Source organism: Burkholderia sp. Ac-20379 (assembly GCF_017104645.1).
In the GTDB taxonomy this organism is placed as follows: Bacteria; Pseudomonadota; Gammaproteobacteria; order Burkholderiales; family Burkholderiaceae; genus Burkholderia.
Genome location: NZ_JAAGPF010000024.1, coordinates 1 through 15,104, shown reverse-complemented (window position 1 = coordinate 15,104; position 15,104 = coordinate 1). Strand labels below are relative to the sequence as shown.

Here is a 15,104-nt window from a genome sequence, read left to right as displayed (position 1 = left end):
CGCCGCATCGAATTCCCGAACCTCATTCACCCTTGAAGCAGGCAAGCTCATGACCACGCCGCAAGAACTGAAGCAGATCATCTCCGAAGGGCTGCTGTCCTTCCCCGTCACCGATTTCGACGCGCAAGGCAATTTCCGCGCGGATACGTTCATCGAACGCCTCGAATGGCTCGCCCCGTACGGCGCCTCGGCGCTGTTCGTGGCCGGCGGCACGGGCGAATTCTTCTCGCTGACGCAAGCCGATTACTCGAACGTGGTGCGCACTGCCACCGAAACCTGCAAGGGCAAGGTGCCGATCCTGGCCGGCGCCGGCGGCCCGACGCGCGTGGCGATCGAGTACGCGCAGGAAGCGCAGCGCCTCGGCGCGAACGGCATCCTGCTGATGCCGCATTACCTGACCGAAGCGTCGCAGGAAGGCATCGCGCTGCACGCCGAAGAAGTGTGCAAGGCCGTGCCGGACATCGGCGTGATCATCTACAACCGCGCCAATTCGAAGCTGAACGCCGACATGCTCGAGCGTCTGGCCGACCGTTGCCCGAACCTGATCGGCTTCAAGGACGGCGTGGGCGAGATCGAACCGATGGTCACGATCCGCCGCCGCCTCGGCGATCGCTTCGCCTACCTCGGCGGCCTGCCGACCGCGGAAGTGTACGCAGCGGCCTACAAGGCGCTGGGCGTGCCGGTGTACTCGTCGGCCGTGTTCAACTTCATCCCGAAGACGGCGATGGATTTCTACCACGCGATCGCCGCTGAAGATCACGAAACGGTCGGCAAGCTGATCGACGACTTCTTCCTGCCGTACCTGAAGATCCGCAACCGCCGTGCAGGCTACGCGGTCAGCATCGTCAAGGCCGGCGCGAAGCTGGTCGGCCACGATGCCGGCCCGGTGCGCGCACCGCTGACGGACCTGACCGAAGAGGAAGTGGCCGAACTCGACGTGCTGATCAAGAAGCTCGGCGCGCAGTAAGCCCGATCGCCGACGCCGGCCTTATCCGCCGGCAACGCGTAACGCCCGGCCGCCGCTGCATATCGTGCAGCGTGCGGGCCGGGCGTTTCGTTTTTTGTGCGCGGTGCGGCAGGCGGCGCGTTACAGCTTGCCGGCCTTCGCCAGCGTGACGACGCGCGCCCAGCGCTTCGCCTCGCGCTGGCTCGGCATGGGGAGCGCCCACGCCGGGTGCCGCGCATCGTGCAGCGCGATCGCGAGCTGCCAGCGTTCGCCGTGTTGCTGCGCGCGGCAGCCGGCCACGTCGGTCAGCGTGTAGGTGCCGGTGGCGCCGTCCTGCGAGAGCCACAGCAGCCCCTGCGTGGCGGACAGCTTCAGTTCCACCGCGCCGTGACGCACCGCATGCGTCCAGCCGCCTTCCCTGGTGTTCGGCGCGATCTCGCGCCGGCTGCGCAGCCAGGCCGCCACGGCCAGCGCGAGCAGCACCGCCGCCACGCACGACACGCCGATCGCCACGCCCGCGCCGAACTGCGCGGCCACGGCATGAAACGCGGCAATCGCGCCCCAGACGAGCGCGGCGAACACGAGGAGAACGATCAGGATCGGCATGGCGGAAGCAGGGCAAGGAGGGGGAGGAAGGAGGCATCGCATGGCCGGCGAAGCCGCGCCGGCCATGCGATGTGAGGACAAGGCCGCGCGCGAGCGGCGCGGCTTGCCCGAACGGCGTCAGCGCGGACGGTGGATGTCGTGCGTGACGAAGCCCGCGTCGTTGGTCGGCAACTCGAGCGCGTCGGGCACGCCCAGCGTGTTGCGGATATCGGCGAGGCCGGCCGACCAGTGGTCGCGCATCGTCGACGTACCGAACTGATAGTCCTTGTAGTCGTGCTCGTAGGGCTTCTGCTGGTAGATCAGATGCTGGACGTTGTAGCGCTTGCCGGTGGACAGCACGTCGGCCTGCTGGCACCACGGATCGCTGTTGCGCACGTCTTCCGGCACGAGCTCGAGCACGCGGCGCAGCACGTTGCGGAAGCGCTGTTCGCGTTGCAGCGTGTCGGTCACGAGGCGTGTCCGGCTCGAATACTGCACGTCCTTGGTCCGCTCGGCCACATCGGCGAGCGTGGCCGGCAACGGCCCGCGCGCGTTCCACAGATCCACCTGGAACGCGAGCGTGTCGCGGCGCGGCGAGGCGCGCAGCACTTCCATCAGCGGCGTGTTCGACACCACGCCGCCATCCCAGTAGTACTGACCGTCGATCTCGACGGGCGGGAAGGCCGGCGGCAACGCGCCCGAGGCCATGAAATGCTCGGGGCGCAGCGTGATCTTCGTGTTGTCGAAGTACGTGAAGTTGCCGGTGGCCACGTTCACCGCGCCGACCGACACGCGGATCTTGCCCGAGTTGATCAGATCGAAATCGCAGAACTCGAGCAGCGTCTCGCGCAGCGCCGACGTGTCGTAATAGCTGACGCGGGTCGGATCGTCGTCGCGCACGCCGGGCAGCGGCGGCGGGAAGCGCGGCACGAAGAAGCCACGCTGCCCCTGCATGATCGCGCTGGCCGCCTGCGAGGCGGTGAACGCCTGCCGGACCGATTCGACGCTGTTGAACAGCGCGAATTCGATCGCCGACGGCAGCGCCGGGAAGAACGCCGGCTGGCAGATCGTGTTCCAGAACTCGCGCAGCCGCTCGACTTGCCGCTCGGGCGGATTGCCGGCGATCAGCGCGGTGTTCAGCGCGCCGATCGAAATGCCGGCGATCCAGTTGAGCGGCATGCCCGCTTCGTGCAAGCCTTCGAACACGCCCGCCTGATACGAGCCGAGCGCACCGCCACCTTGCAGCACGAGCGCGACGGTTTCGTACGGCAGCGTGCGCGCGGCCGGCGCGCCGGCCTCGGGACGCAGGTCGGGGTCGCTCGCCTGTCTCTCGGTACGGGCGTGCGGCTTCATTGCATGAACCAGCCGTGGCTGACGACGAACGACTGGCCCGTCAGCGCCGCGCTCGGGAACGCCGACAGGAACAGCACCGTTTGCGCGACGTCCTGCACCGTGGTGAACACGCCGTCCACCGTGTCGCCGAGCATCACGTTCTTGACGACTTCTTCCTCGCTGATGCCGAGTTCCTTCGCCTGTTCCGGGATCTGCTTGTCGACCAGCGGCGTGCGCACGAAGCCCGGGCAGACCACGTGCGAACGCACGTTGTGCTTCGCGCCTTCCTTGGCCAGCACGCGGGCCAGACCCAGCAGGCCGTGCTTGGCCGTCACGTAGGCCGACTTCAGCGGCGACGCTTCGTGCGAGTGCACCGAGCCCATGTAGATCACCACGCCGCCGCGATCGTCCTTGTACATGTGCTTGAGCGCGGCCTTGGTCGTCAGGAACGCGCCGTCCACGTGGATCGCCTGCATCTTCTTCCAATCGGAGAACGAATAGTTTTCGATCGGGTTGACGATCTGGATGCCCGCGTTCGACACGAGGATGTCGACCGTGCCGAACTCGGCGGCCACCTTGTCGATGCCGGCGTTCACGGCGTCTTCGTTCGTGACGTCCATCGCCACGCCGATCGCCTTGCCGCCCGCTGCCTTGATCTGCTCGGCCACGGCGTTCGCGCCGTCCTGGTTCAGGTCGGCGATCGCCACCGCTGCGCCGGCCTTGGCCAGCTCCAGCGCGATTTCCTTGCCGATGCCGCTTGCGGCGCCCGTCACGACTGCGGTCTTGCCATTCAGATTGCTCATGATCGTGTTCCTGAGTAGTGGTTGGAGGAGTTTCAGGTGAGGCGATGCGTTACTGCGTGCGTTACTTCGCGAGGTAATCGTGGACGACTTCGCCGAGGCCCAGCGTCAGATCCGCCATGATGTGACGGGCCTCGACGATTTCGAGCACCGGGAGATCGGCCACCGGCGCGAGCGCGTGCGGCGCGAGATGCAGCGAGGCCGGGCCTGTCCACGCGCCCTTCATCTTGATGTCCTGCAGGTAGTAGCGGACCAGTTCGCAGATGCGCGGGCTGCCGTCGACGTGCGGAATGATCTTCAGCAGGTAGTTCGCGCCGGCCAGGCGCTGCTGCTGTTCGACCAGATCGAGTTCCTTGTGCTTGTAGCCCATCGTGCCGGTGGCCACGCGCACCGGGCCGTAATCGAGCGTGCCGAGCAATGTGTCGATATGCGTTTCGAGCGTGGGCTGCGCGAGTTTCTTCGGGAATCCCCACAATTCGCGGCCGCCGGCGATCGGCGGGTGATCGTTGAGGTACATCGCGAGCGTGTAGCCGCCGGGCTTGCCGTCGAACTCGACGGGGATCACCTGGCCGCTTTCGGTGTAATCGCCGAACCCCGTCGAATCGGGCATGCGGATGAATTCGTAGTGCACGAGCGGCTGCGTGACCTTGAGCGGCTCGGGGACGATTTCGCGCAGCCGGTCCATGTCGGTGCGGTACGTGATGATCAGGAACTCACGGTTGATGAAGCGGTAAGGCCCCATCGGAAAAGCCGGGCTCGTGAGCGGCATCGCGAACGCATTGGACAGGACTTGACTCGGGTTCATGCGGACTCCTTGTTGAAGGCTGCTGTTGGAAGCGTGTCGCTATCGTATGCCGTTGCCGATCGATTGTGCGCCGCCGCACGCGGAAAAGTTTATTGCTTAATCTGCAGCTTTCCGGCCAGAAAATGCAGAATCGATTTGGAAAATCGATGGAATCGAAACGCCGAAATCGCATCTTCCCGCGTGCCGATGACGTTCTTGTGAGCGCGAGCGGTGAGGCTTTGCGGGATGTGAGGTGAGAGGATACGGGATCGCGCGGCACTCTGCAGCGACGCGCGCATCGCATGCGTCGATGAACTTTTTGCAGTGCGCAACCGTCGAAGTGCCGCGCCGCAGCATGATATTTCAGAATGCTTTCCGTGCGGCTTTCAGAAACGATTCAGTGGCGGCGGTGCGAGGCCGAGTGCGATCAGCCCGGCGATTTCGCGGTGGCGGATTCGGGCGCGACGTCCGGCGAGCTGCCGGTGCCGCTGTGCAATTCGGGTGTGTCGGTGGCGGAGCCGCGCGCGATTTCGCGGTTCAGTTCGCCGTCGTGCAGGATCGCGCACATCGCCACGAACAGCGCGATCGCGATGACGGCGAGCACGCCGTAGCCGAGGATCCGGAGCGACCGGGCGAGCGAAGCGTGCGTAGTGTTATCCGTGTTCATGATCGTGCGCCGAAGCGATGAACGCGTGTTCGCGAAGGCGAACACCGGTTGGTCGTTCGCAGCGATCGCGGCCGGCCCACGTGCCGCCGCGTTCTGCGTACCTGCTGCGCCGCGGCCCACATCGGCCCGGACGTCAAGCAATCCGAAGATATATACCACGACGGCGGGGCACGCAGATGGCGGCGCGGCGGCGGCGATGCCGATTCGCCACGCGCCGTTTCAGATCTTCACATCCTTTCCATGCGAAAGCCGGCCTGGGCGGCCGGCTGGTTCATTGCTGCGCGGTGGCGTCAGTCGTCGAGCGATTCGTGGACGCCTTCGGCGCCGCGCTTCCAGTACGCCGAGGCGCGGATGCGCGACTTGTGCACGCCGCGTTCGTCGCACAGGTGCTGGCGCACCGCGCGCATCGCGGCGGCTTCGCCGGCCGCCCACACGTAGCCATCGCCGTCCGGCAGCGGCAGATCGCGCAAGGCGTCGACCAGTTGCGCGCCGGCCGCGCCGTGGCTGGCCGCCGGGCTGTCGCGATAGCGCCAGATCGCATAGACCTCGGCCTGCGTCGCGAAGTCGATCTGCGCCGAGGCGTCGGCCACTTCCACCACCACGGCGGCGCGCGTGCCGGCCGGCAGCTCCTCGAGGCGGCGCGCGATGGCCGGCAGCGCGGTGTCGTCGCCGATCAGCAGATGCCAGTCGAAATCCGTCGGGACGACGAACGATCCGCGCGGCCCGCCGATCGCGAGCGGCTGGCCGACAGCGGCCTGCGCGGCCCATTGCGAAGCGGGCCCCGGGTGATGCAGCACGAATTCGAGGTCGAGCTCGCGCGCTTCGCGATCGTAACGGCGGGGCGTGAAGTCGCGCATGATCGGCTTCGGCGCGCCTTCGGGCAGCACCAGGCCGTTCGGGCCGAGTTCGGGCAGCGGCGCATCGGTGTCGCCCGGCGCGGGGAAGAACACCTTGACGTGATCGTCGAACGACGCGCTGACGAAGTCGTCGAGATCGTCGCCGGTCAGCGTCACGCGCAGCAGGTGCGGGGTCACGCGCGTGACCTGCTTGACGGTCAGCGCACGGCGTTTGAGGGTATGGCGCACGCGCGTCACGGCGCGTTCAGTCGGGTTCTGCATCGATCGATTCTCCGGGTTGGGTCGGGCCGCGCTCAGGCTTCGGGCGTGCCGTCGATGTCCGCCGCCGCGCGGCGCAGGATCGCGGCGATACGTTGCTGTTCGCCGGGGGCCGCGGCGCTCTTGCGGAACAGCGCCGCCTTCAGCGCCATGCGCGCCTCGACGAATTCGGGCAGCCAGCCGCCGTCGGGCGTGCCGTCCGCCGCGTCGGTCTGGCCGGCCATCGCGCGGCGCATGAATTCCATCTTGCGGCCGAGGTGTTCGAGCTTCGCGAACAGCAGGTTCACGCGCTCGCGTTCCGCATCGAGCTGCGCGCGGCCGGCGTCGGCGAGCGCGTAGCGCTTGCGGTTGCCGTCCACTTCGACCGTCACGTAGCCCACTTCCTCGAGATAGGTCAGCGCCGGGTAGACCATGCCGGGGCTCGGCACGTAGAAGCCCTGCGAGCGCGTGTCGAGCGCCTTGATCAGCTCGTAGCCGTGGCTCGGCTGCGCGGCGAGCAGCGACAGCAGCATCAGTTGCAGGTCGTCGGAATTGAACTGACGGCCGCGCGGCATGCGCGGATCGTCGAAGCCGCCGGGGCCGCCGAAGCCTTCGGGAAAGCCGCCGCCGAAGCCGTGACGGCCGCCGCCGCGCCGGCCGCCGGCCATCGCCCAGAGCTTGTGCAGGGCGTGGCGGGGGCCGTGGCCGTGGTGATGCGCGTGATGATGGCCGTGGTGGTGACCATGGTGATAGTGGTGCTCGTGGCCGTGGGCATGGCGAATGTCGCTGTCGACGCCGTCGCGGCTCGGGTGATGGTGGGAACGACGCATGGTGTTCTCCTTCGTAGATATCTAAAGATGTATCGAAAGATATATATCGAAAGATATAAGGTCAAGGGGAAAAATGGGGGAGCGAGCGGGGCGGGTGTCGAGGGCCGCCAAAAGAAAAGGCCGGCGAAGAGGCCGGCCGGGAGGGAAATCGCGCGGGGTGCGGGCGCCCAGTGGGCATCCGTCAGCGGGAACCTGCCGCCCGCTCCGCCACCTCGCGCACAATCCCCGCGAATTCCCCCGGCGCTTCCGCGCAACTCGTATGCCCCGTCTGCAGCACATGCAACGCCGCACCCGGAATCGCCCCAGCCAGTTCCTCGGCATGCGCGAGCGTGCGCGCGACGTCGAACGCGCCGTGCACCACGGCCGCCGGCATCGCCGGCAGACCGGGCAGCAGCGGCAGCAGGTCCGTCTCGATCTGGCTGCGGATCGCCTGCGCCACGGCTGCGCTGCGCAATTGCTTGGGATACCCGACGATCTCGTCGCGCAGCGGCGGCGCGGGCAACGTCCGGAAGCAGCGCGCGGCGAACGCCTGCCACATCGGCTCGCCCCATTCGGCCTCGATGCGCCGCACGATGCCCGACGCGTCGCCATGCCCCTTCGTGTTCGCGCCGCTGTTGGCCAGTACCAGGCCTCGAATACGCACGTCGGCGCGCCGGTGCGCGGCGAGCGCGGCCAGGACGGCGAGCGGCGTGCCGAGCGAATGCCCGACCAGGATCAGATCCTGCCCGCCGGGAAGGGCGTCGACGATGCGCCGCGCGATCGCGTCGAGCGCGAACGCGCCGTCGTCCTCCAGCCACGCGAGGGCGTCGGCGTTCAGGCCCGACAGCCGCGCGGCCTCCTCATAGACGAGCGGGCTGCACATCGCGCCGGGCAGGCAGATCAGCGTGGGCAGGGCGGAGCGGGAACGGGCCAGCGGAACGATGCGCATGGGAACGGGGAATGACGGCGACGCACGAGCTTACTGCAGACCGGCGAACGGCGCGCCGGCGCCGGCGGGCGGGGCCGCGCGCTTGTTAGAATGGCGACCTTTTCCTGGGAGAAACCCATGTCCTGGTTCATCTACGAAGTGCCCGAGTATCACGAAGACGGGGCGCGGATCGAGCCCTTCACCGATCTGCGCAGCCGTGTTCTGAAAGTCAGCGGCCAGGCCATGGCCGACGAGCTGGAAAGCGTGCGCGAGAACGCGGCGGCCACGGCGAACACGCCCGAGCATCCGCTGCGCGACGCGGACAACCCGCACGTGTTTCCGATCCCCTACGCCGATTCGATGATCCTGGTCGGCTTCATCTTCGAGACGAAGCGCGAAGGCCAGCAACTGGTCGTGTCGCCGGTGGACATGCCCTGGCTCGACGAAGCCTGAGCGGCGCGCGCACGCACTGCCCGGCATGAAATCGTTCGACGGCAAGCTCGCCGTCATCACCGGCGCGGGCTCGGGCATCGGCCGCAGCCTCGCGCGCGCGCTGGCGAACGCGGGCTGCCATCTCGCGCTGTCGGACGTGGAGCCGGCCGGCCTGGCCGAAACGGCCGCGCTGTGCGCCAGCGCGGGCGTGACCGTCTCGCAGTACCGCGTGGATGTGGGCGACCGCGACGCCGTGATGGCCTGGGCGCGCGACGTGAAGGCGCGCCACGGCGCGATCCATCTGCTCTTCAACAACGCCGGCGTGTCGCTCACGGCGCTGGCGGCCACGATGTCGATCGACGATTTCGAATGGCTGATGCGCGTGAATTTCTGGGGCGTGGTGAACGGCACCCAGGCGTTCCTGCCGCATCTGATCGAATCGGGCGACGGCCACATCGTCAACCTCTCCAGCATCTTCGGGCTGGTGGCCGCGCCCACGCAAAGCGCCTACAACGCGAGCAAGTTCGCGGTGCGCGGCTATACGGAATCCTTACGGATGGAACTGGAACTGATGCGGGCGCCGGTCAGCGCGACCTGCGTGCATCCGGGCGGCGTGGCCACCAACATCGTCAACGCGTCGCGCATCGATCCGCGCGTCAGCGACCTGACCGGCCGCGACGTGGCGATGCATCGCCGCAGCGGCAACCAGACCATCGCCGTCACGTCGCCCGACGAAGTGGCCGAGCGGATCCTGCGCGGCGTGCGCCGCAATGCGCGGCGCGTGGTGATCGGGCGCGACGCGCGAATCGTCTATTGGCTCGCCGCGTGCCTTGGCGCCGCGTATCAGCGGATCTTCGTGAAGGCTTACCGGCGCAGCTCGATGGCCGGCCGGCGCGACGCCTGACCCCACATCGCAGTCACTTGCCCGGATCGAGCAGGTTCGACGTGAAATCGCACGACTGCGCCGCGAGCCGCGCCACGGCGGCGCTCAGCGAATGCGGCTCGTCGCCGCGATGCATGGCGAGGTAGCGGATCGGCGGCAGGGCCGGCGTGGTGGCCACCTCCACCAGCGCGCCCTGTTCGAGCATGCGCGACAGGCAGGCCCGCGGCAGGTAGGTGATGCCGAGCCCCGACAGCGCCAGCCCGATCTGCGCGATCAAGCTGCTGCTGGCCAGCGTCTTCTGCAAGGCCACGCCCTGCGCCTCGAGGAAGCGGCTGTACACATGCCCGGTGCCGGACAACCCGCCCTGCAGGATCAGCTGGAACTGCGTGATGTCGGCCAGCGCGATGCGCCGCTTGCGCGGCGCCAGATGGGCCGCGCACATCCAGGCATTCTCGACGTGCCCCACGAGCGTGGCCGAGACGGCTTCGGCCTCGTGCGTCTGCGGCACGATGATCACGTCCACCGTGCCCGCCGCGAGCCGCTCGCGCAGCGTGGCGTTCAGATCCACCTCCGCCTCCACCGTGACCTTCGGGTATTCGGCCTGGATCGCCGCGATCAGGCGCGGCAGCCAGGTCAGCGCGGTCAGCTCCGTCACGCCGATGCGGATCTGCCGCACCAGCGAGGTTTTCGAGCTGATGCGCTCGACCACCCGGTCGCGCTGCTCGAGCAGCGCCTGCGCGTAATCGAAGAATTCGCTGCCTTTCTCGGTCAGCCGCGCGCTGCGGTTCGCGCGGTCGAACACGGCGATGTCGAACGCGCGCTCCAGCTCCTGCACGCGTTTCGAGATCGCCGATTGCGTGGTGTTCAGCCGCGCGGCGGCAGCCTCGAACGAACCGAGCTTGACGATCCAGTACAGCGCTTCCATTTGCTTGAACGTGAGCACGGCGACCGCATGGATGAATTAAAGCGATAGTTTCTCATAACAAAATATCGCTTTTTTCGTTTCTTTTGGCTGCTTATGTTTTGGCCCATCGCATGCCGATGCATGCCAACCGCCAGCCTCTGGAGACACCATGGACTCCGTCATCGACACCCCTCGCCCGGCTCGGGCCGAGCGCAAGCCGCGCGTCAGCCTCGCCTGGCAGATCCTGATCGGCCTCGTGGCCGGCATCGCGGTGGGCGCGGTGCTGAATCACTACCCGTCGCTGCGCGCGCAGGCGATCGACGGCTTCCTGCAGCCCGCCGGCGACATCTTCATCCGCCTGATCAAGATGGTGGTGGTGCCGATCGTGTTCACCAGCATGGTGGTGGGCATCGCGGGCGTGGGCGACGGGCGCTCGCTCGGCCGCATCGGCCTGAAGACGCTGATCTACTTCGAGATCGTCACGACGATCGCGATCGTGCTCGGCCTGGTGCTCGGCAACGTGCTGCACCCGGGCGTGGGCACCGATCTCTCGCAACTCGCGCACACCGACATCACGCGCTTCCAGCAGACCTCGCAGCAGACGCAGGGCCATCACGGCTTCATGACGCTGCTGCTCGGCATCGTGCCCGACAACATCGTGATGTCGATGGGGCGCGGCGATCTGCTGCCGGTGATCTTCTTCTCGGTGCTGTTCGGGCTCGGCCTGCAGACCGTGCCGGCTGAATATCGCGCGCCGGTGCTGGCCACCTTCAAGGGCATCGGCGACACCATGTTCAAGGTGACCGGCATGGTGATGCGCTATGCGCCGTTCGGCGTGTGCGCGCTGATCGCGATCACGGTGGCGAATTTCGGCTTCGGCTCGCTGCTGCCGCTGATCAAGCTGGTGGCGGTGACCTATCTGGCGATCGCGCTGTTCGCCGTCTGCGTGCTCGGCGTGACGGCCAGACTGTTCGGATTCCGGATCTTCACGCTGCTGCGCGTGATCAAGGACGAACTGATCATCGCGTTCTCCACCTGCAGTTCGGCCTCGGTGCTGCCGCAACTGATGAAGAAGATGGAGGACTACGGCGTGCCCAAGAGCATCACCACGTTCGTGGTGCCCACCGGCTACACGTTCAACCTCGACGGCGCGTCGATCTACCTCGGCATCGGCACGCTGTTCGTCGCGCAGCTCTACAACGTGCATCTCGGCCTGCAGGAGCAACTGGTGCTGGTGCTCACGATGGTCGTGACGTCGAAGGGCGCGGCCGGCGTGCCGGGCTTCATGTTCGTGATCCTGCTGACCACGCTCGCCAGCGCCGGGCTGCCGCTCGAAGGGCTCGCGTTCATCGCCGGCGTCGATCGCATCATGGACATGGGCCGCACCGCGCTGAACGTGGTCGGCAACGCGCTGGCCCCGCTCGTGATCGCGAAATGGGAGCGCCAGTACGACGCCGAGAAGGGCCGCGCCTACCTCGCGTCGCTCGACGACTGAGCCGCCCTGCATCGCGCCATTCCAAGCCTTTACCCGATTCACTTTCAGGAACCACTCCGATGACCAGCCAGGGACACCTGTTCTCCGACGCCCTCATGGCGCAGATCAAGCAGCGCTTTCATTACGTCGACCACGATGCCGACGGCAGCGAGCGGCTGTTTTTCGACAACGCCGGCGGCTCGTTCCGGCTGAAGGCGGCCTCCGAGGCGTTCGCGCGCATCGACGCGCTGCCCGATTGCCCCGAGCGCATCCACGCGCGCGCGCTGTTCCTGCAGGACGTGCAGGCCAAGGGCGAGGCCGATGTGCGCCATATCCTCAACGCGCGCGGCGGCAGCGTGTACCTCTCGCTGACGGCGTCGGCGGCGATGTTCGAGATGGTGCGCGCGGTGATGGAGAACGTGCCCGGCGGCAATGCGGTGACCACCATCCTCGAGCACCCGTCGTCGTTCGACGCGATGCAGCGCTACTGCGCGCTGACCGGCAAGACGCTGCGCGTCGCGCCTAGCAACCCCGAAACGGGCGGCGTGGACGTGGACGCGATCGTCGCGCTGATCGACGACGACACCGCGCTGCTCAGCGTGATGTACGCGTCGAACATCTCGGGCGCGAAGCTCGACATCGCCGCGATCGTCGAGCGCGCCCGCGCGCGCAAGCCGGGCCTGTTCATCATCGTGGACGCCGTGCAGCACGCGCCGCACGCGGCGATCGACCTGCAGAAGACGCCGGTGGACGGCATCAACTTCGCGCCGTACAAATTCTTCGGCTGCCGCGGCGCGGGCGTGACCTGGCTGTCGGAGCGGCTCGCGACGCTGCCGCATCACCGGCTCGACGCGAAGGCGCCCGACGTGTGGGAGCTCGGCAGCCCCGCGCCGGCGCATTTCGAGGTGATCAGCGCGATCGTCGATTACGTGGCGTGGATCGGCGCGCAGTTCGGCGATGCGCAGGATCGCCGCGAGCAGTTCGTGCAGGGCATGCAGCGCATCGAGGAACACGAGCGCGCGCTGCTCGTGCTGCTGCTCGACGGCACGCCGGCGCAGCGCGGGCTGCGTGCGATCGACGGCGTGACGGTGTTCTGGGATCACGACGACCTGACGCGCCGCGACCTGATCGCCGGAATCGGCTTCGACGGGCTCGATCCGACGGCCGCCGTGCGCGAGTACGCGAAGCGCGGCGTGATCGTCTACGAGCGGATCGGCACGAGCCTGTACTCGGGCCGCATGCTGCGCTCGTTCGGCCTCGAAGGGGCGGTGCGCGTCTCGCCGCTGCATTGCCACGCGCCGCGCGACATCGAACGCTTCCTGGCCGTGACGGCCGAGATCGCCGCGGCGATCTGAGCGCGGGGCGCGCTATTCGCGCGGCCGCGCCGTCGATGCGCGCACCACCAGCCACGGCGGCGACGTCACGCGCGTGCGCACCGCGTCGGCTCGCGCATCGGCGCCCTTGGCTTCGGCCTCGATCAAATCGCCGAGCAGCTCCACCGCCAGCGCGGCCGCCTCGGCCGTCGGCACCGCCACGGTGGTCAGCGCGGGCCGCGATTCGCGCGCCAGCTGAATGTCGGTGATGCCGACCACCGAGAGCTGCGCCGGGATCGCCAGCCCCGCGTCGGCGGCGGCGTGCATCGCGCCGAGCGCGGGCAGGTCGTTGGTGGCGAACAGCGCGGTCAGCTCGGGGTGCGCCTCGAGCAACGCGCGCGCGGCCTCGTAGCCGCCCTGCACGGTATCCGGCCCGTAGCGCAGCGGCGCGGCCGCGCCGTCGAGGCCGGCCACCGCGAGCGCGTCGAGAAAGCCCTCGTAACGCGCCGCGTGGATGCCCGACACCTTGCTGCCGACGATCGCGCCGATCCGGCGATGCCCGAGCTCCAGCAGATGCTGCGCGGCCAGTTCGCCCGCGCGCCGGAAATCCACCGCCACGCTTGGCAGCGCCGGCGCGGCCTCGGGGCGCTCCCACATGCACAGCACCACCGGCGTGCCGCGTTCCATGGTGCGGTGCAGATCGTCGAGATCGAGGTTGGCGTTCATCACGAGCACGCCCTCGGACAGCGTGCCGGCAATCTGTTGCAGATACGCGCGCCCGATGTCGGGATCGTTCTCGGTGTTGCAGATGATCAGGAACCGCCCGCTGCGGCGCAGCGCGTGTTCCACCGCGAGCGCGAACTCGGGATAGAACGGGTTCGCGATGCTCGACACCATCAGCGCGAGCGTGGGCGCGCGCCCCTCGGCCAGCGCGCGCGCGGCCAGGTGCGGGCGGTAGCCGAGCGCCTCGACGGCGGCCAGCACGCGCTCGCGCGTCTTCGCGCCCACCCGGCCGCGGTTGCGCAGCACGTTGGAGACGGTCGCGGGCGTGACGCCCGCCGCTTCGGCGACTTCGTTCAGCGTGGTCATCGATCGGATGTTTAGTATCTGGGACGGCGTGTTCAGTATTTGCATGACAACGCGAGCGCGTTGCATCATGTTCCGGCAATCAGAACGCACGACAAGCAATACGGAGACGAATCAACCGATCGGCCACAGGTCGGTTTTTTCGATTGCAGAAGATTAAGCGCTTAATCATTGAGTGAGCGCGATTACATCACGGAGACGCAGCAATGGCGAGCATTTCGTTGGCCGGCGTGCAAAAAGCCTACGGGCACGGCGCGCCCGTCATTCACGGGATCGACCTGGAGATCGGCGCCCACGAGTTCTGCGTGTTTCTCGGCCCGTCGGGCTGCGGCAAATCCACCTTGCTGCGCATGATCGCGGGGCTGGAGGACGTGACCGAGGGCGACGTGCATATCGACGGGCGGCGCGTCAACGACGTGCCGGCCGCGCAGCGCGGCGTGGCGATGGTGTTCCAGAGCTACGCGCTGTTTCCGCACATGACCGTCTACGAGAACATCGCGTTCGGCCTGCGCCTCGCGAAAACGCCGAAGGCCGAGATCGACAGGCGGGTGCGCGACGCGGCCCGCATCCTGCAACTCGACGCGCTGCTCGATCGCTACCCGAAGGCGCTGTCGGGCGGCCAGCGCCAGCGCGTGGCGATCGGCCGCGCGATCGTGCGCGAGCCCGGCGTGTTCCTGTTCGACGAGCCGCTGTCCAACCTCGATGCGACGCTGCGCGGCCAGACCCGCATCGAGATCGGCCGTCTGCACCGGCAGTTCGCGGGCGCGAGCGTGGTCTACGTCACGCACGACCAGATCGAGGCGATGACGCTGGCCGACAAGATCGTGCTGCTGCAGGCCGGCGCGGACGCCGAACGCCACGGCAGCATCGCCCAGGTCGGCGCGCCGCTGGAGCTGTATCACCGGCCGGCGAGCCTGTTCGTGGCGGGCTTCATCGGCTCGCCTTATTTTTGCGGGATGATCGGAATGCTCGCGTGGGGCCGACATTCGGATCGCAGCGGCGAGCGCATGTGGCACACGCTGCTCGCCATGATCACCGCGGCGGCGGGGCTCGCCGGCGCCGCGGTT

16 protein-coding genes are annotated in these 15,104 nt (G+C 67.8%); 6 read left to right on the top strand and 10 right to left on the bottom strand.

Going from position 1 to position 15,104, the window contains the following annotated elements:
- Positions 1–49: 49 nt before the first annotated feature.
- Positions 50–967 carry a 5-dehydro-4-deoxyglucarate dehydratase gene (kdgD, locus tag G3N92_RS05300; RefSeq protein ID WP_206126406.1) on the top strand — a complete coding sequence of 306 codons (918 nt, stop codon included), beginning with the start codon at positions 50–52 and terminating at the stop codon, positions 965–967.
- 120 nt (positions 968–1,087) lie between these two features.
- Here the strand turns inward: kdgD and G3N92_RS05295 are convergent, their stop codons facing one another.
- The 8 genes from G3N92_RS05295 to G3N92_RS05260 all read right to left on the bottom strand — a co-directional run bounded on the left by G3N92_RS05295 (position 1,088) and on the right by G3N92_RS05260 (position 7,966).
- Positions 1,088–1,552, bottom strand: a complete 465-nt coding sequence (locus G3N92_RS05295; protein ID WP_206126405.1) for a hypothetical protein — start codon at positions 1,550–1,552, stop codon at positions 1,088–1,090.
- A gap of 117 nt (positions 1,553–1,669) precedes the next feature.
- Positions 1,670–2,884: a patatin-like phospholipase family protein gene (locus G3N92_RS05290; protein ID WP_206126404.1), complete on the bottom strand. Its 1,215-nt coding sequence runs from the start codon at positions 2,882–2,884 to the stop codon at positions 1,670–1,672.
- The gene (locus G3N92_RS05285) at positions 2,881–3,666 is read right to left on the bottom strand and encodes a 3-hydroxybutyrate dehydrogenase (RefSeq protein ID WP_206126403.1); all 786 of its coding nucleotides are present in this window, start codon (positions 3,664–3,666) and stop codon (positions 2,881–2,883) included. Before G3N92_RS05285 ends, G3N92_RS05290 begins: the two co-directional genes overlap by 4 nt.
- A 61-nt stretch (positions 3,667–3,727) precedes the next feature.
- Complete coding sequence (locus G3N92_RS05280) at positions 3,728–4,468, bottom strand: acetoacetate decarboxylase (RefSeq protein WP_206126402.1); 741 nt, start codon at positions 4,466–4,468, stop codon at positions 3,728–3,730.
- Between the two features lie 406 nt (positions 4,469–4,874).
- Positions 4,875–5,114, bottom strand: a complete 240-nt coding sequence (locus G3N92_RS05275) for a hypothetical protein (protein WP_206126401.1) — start codon at positions 5,112–5,114, stop codon at positions 4,875–4,877.
- A gap of 290 nt (positions 5,115–5,404) precedes the next feature.
- On the bottom strand, positions 5,405–6,232 hold the full coding sequence (locus G3N92_RS05270; RefSeq protein WP_206126400.1) for a siderophore-interacting protein: 828 nt from the start codon (positions 6,230–6,232) through the stop codon (positions 5,405–5,407).
- A gap of 32 nt (positions 6,233–6,264) precedes the next feature.
- Positions 6,265–6,876, bottom strand: a complete 612-nt coding sequence (locus G3N92_RS05265; RefSeq protein WP_241014600.1) for a PadR family transcriptional regulator — start codon at positions 6,874–6,876, stop codon at positions 6,265–6,267.
- Positions 6,877–7,219: 343 nt separating this feature from the next.
- The gene (locus tag G3N92_RS05260; RefSeq protein WP_241014598.1) at positions 7,220–7,966 is read right to left on the bottom strand and encodes an alpha/beta fold hydrolase; all 747 of its coding nucleotides are present in this window, start codon (positions 7,964–7,966) and stop codon (positions 7,220–7,222) included.
- Positions 7,967–8,083: 117 nt separating this feature from the next.
- Between G3N92_RS05260 and G3N92_RS05255 the strand changes: the two genes are divergently transcribed.
- Together G3N92_RS05255 and G3N92_RS05250 are read left to right on the top strand one after the other, a co-directional pair.
- The gene (locus tag G3N92_RS05255) at positions 8,084–8,398 is read left to right on the top strand and encodes a helicase (protein WP_206126398.1); all 315 of its coding nucleotides are present in this window, start codon (positions 8,084–8,086) and stop codon (positions 8,396–8,398) included.
- 25 nt (positions 8,399–8,423) lie between these two features.
- A complete protein-coding gene (locus tag G3N92_RS05250) occupies positions 8,424–9,281 on the top strand; it encodes an SDR family NAD(P)-dependent oxidoreductase (protein WP_206126397.1) in 858 nt (285 codons plus the stop codon).
- 13 nt (positions 9,282–9,294) lie between these two features.
- On the opposite strand, the gene G3N92_RS05245 is transcribed toward G3N92_RS05250, so the two are convergent.
- On the bottom strand, positions 9,295–10,203 hold the full coding sequence (locus tag G3N92_RS05245) for a LysR family transcriptional regulator (RefSeq protein ID WP_206126396.1): 909 nt from the start codon (positions 10,201–10,203) through the stop codon (positions 9,295–9,297).
- 130 nt (positions 10,204–10,333) lie between these two features.
- Here G3N92_RS05245 and gltP point away from each other — a divergent pair, with 130 nt between their 5' ends.
- On the top strand, positions 10,334–11,659 hold the full coding sequence (gltP, locus tag G3N92_RS05240) for a glutamate/aspartate:proton symporter GltP (protein ID WP_206126395.1): 1,326 nt from the start codon (positions 10,334–10,336) through the stop codon (positions 11,657–11,659).
- A 59-nt stretch (positions 11,660–11,718) separates the two neighbouring features.
- Positions 11,719–12,993, top strand: coding sequence for an aminotransferase class V-fold PLP-dependent enzyme (locus G3N92_RS05235; RefSeq protein WP_206126394.1), 1,275 nt, complete (start codon positions 11,719–11,721; stop codon positions 12,991–12,993).
- 12 nt (positions 12,994–13,005) lie between these two features.
- On the opposite strand, the gene G3N92_RS05230 is transcribed toward G3N92_RS05235, so the two are convergent.
- Positions 13,006–14,040, bottom strand: coding sequence for a LacI family DNA-binding transcriptional regulator (locus G3N92_RS05230; protein WP_206126393.1), 1,035 nt, complete (start codon positions 14,038–14,040; stop codon positions 13,006–13,008).
- Positions 14,041–14,243: 203 nt separating this feature from the next.
- On the opposite strand from G3N92_RS05230, the gene G3N92_RS05225 reads away from it, so the two are divergent.
- The coding region (locus tag G3N92_RS05225; protein WP_206126392.1) for an ATP-binding cassette domain-containing protein at positions 14,244–15,104 on the top strand (861 nt) is incomplete at its 3' end.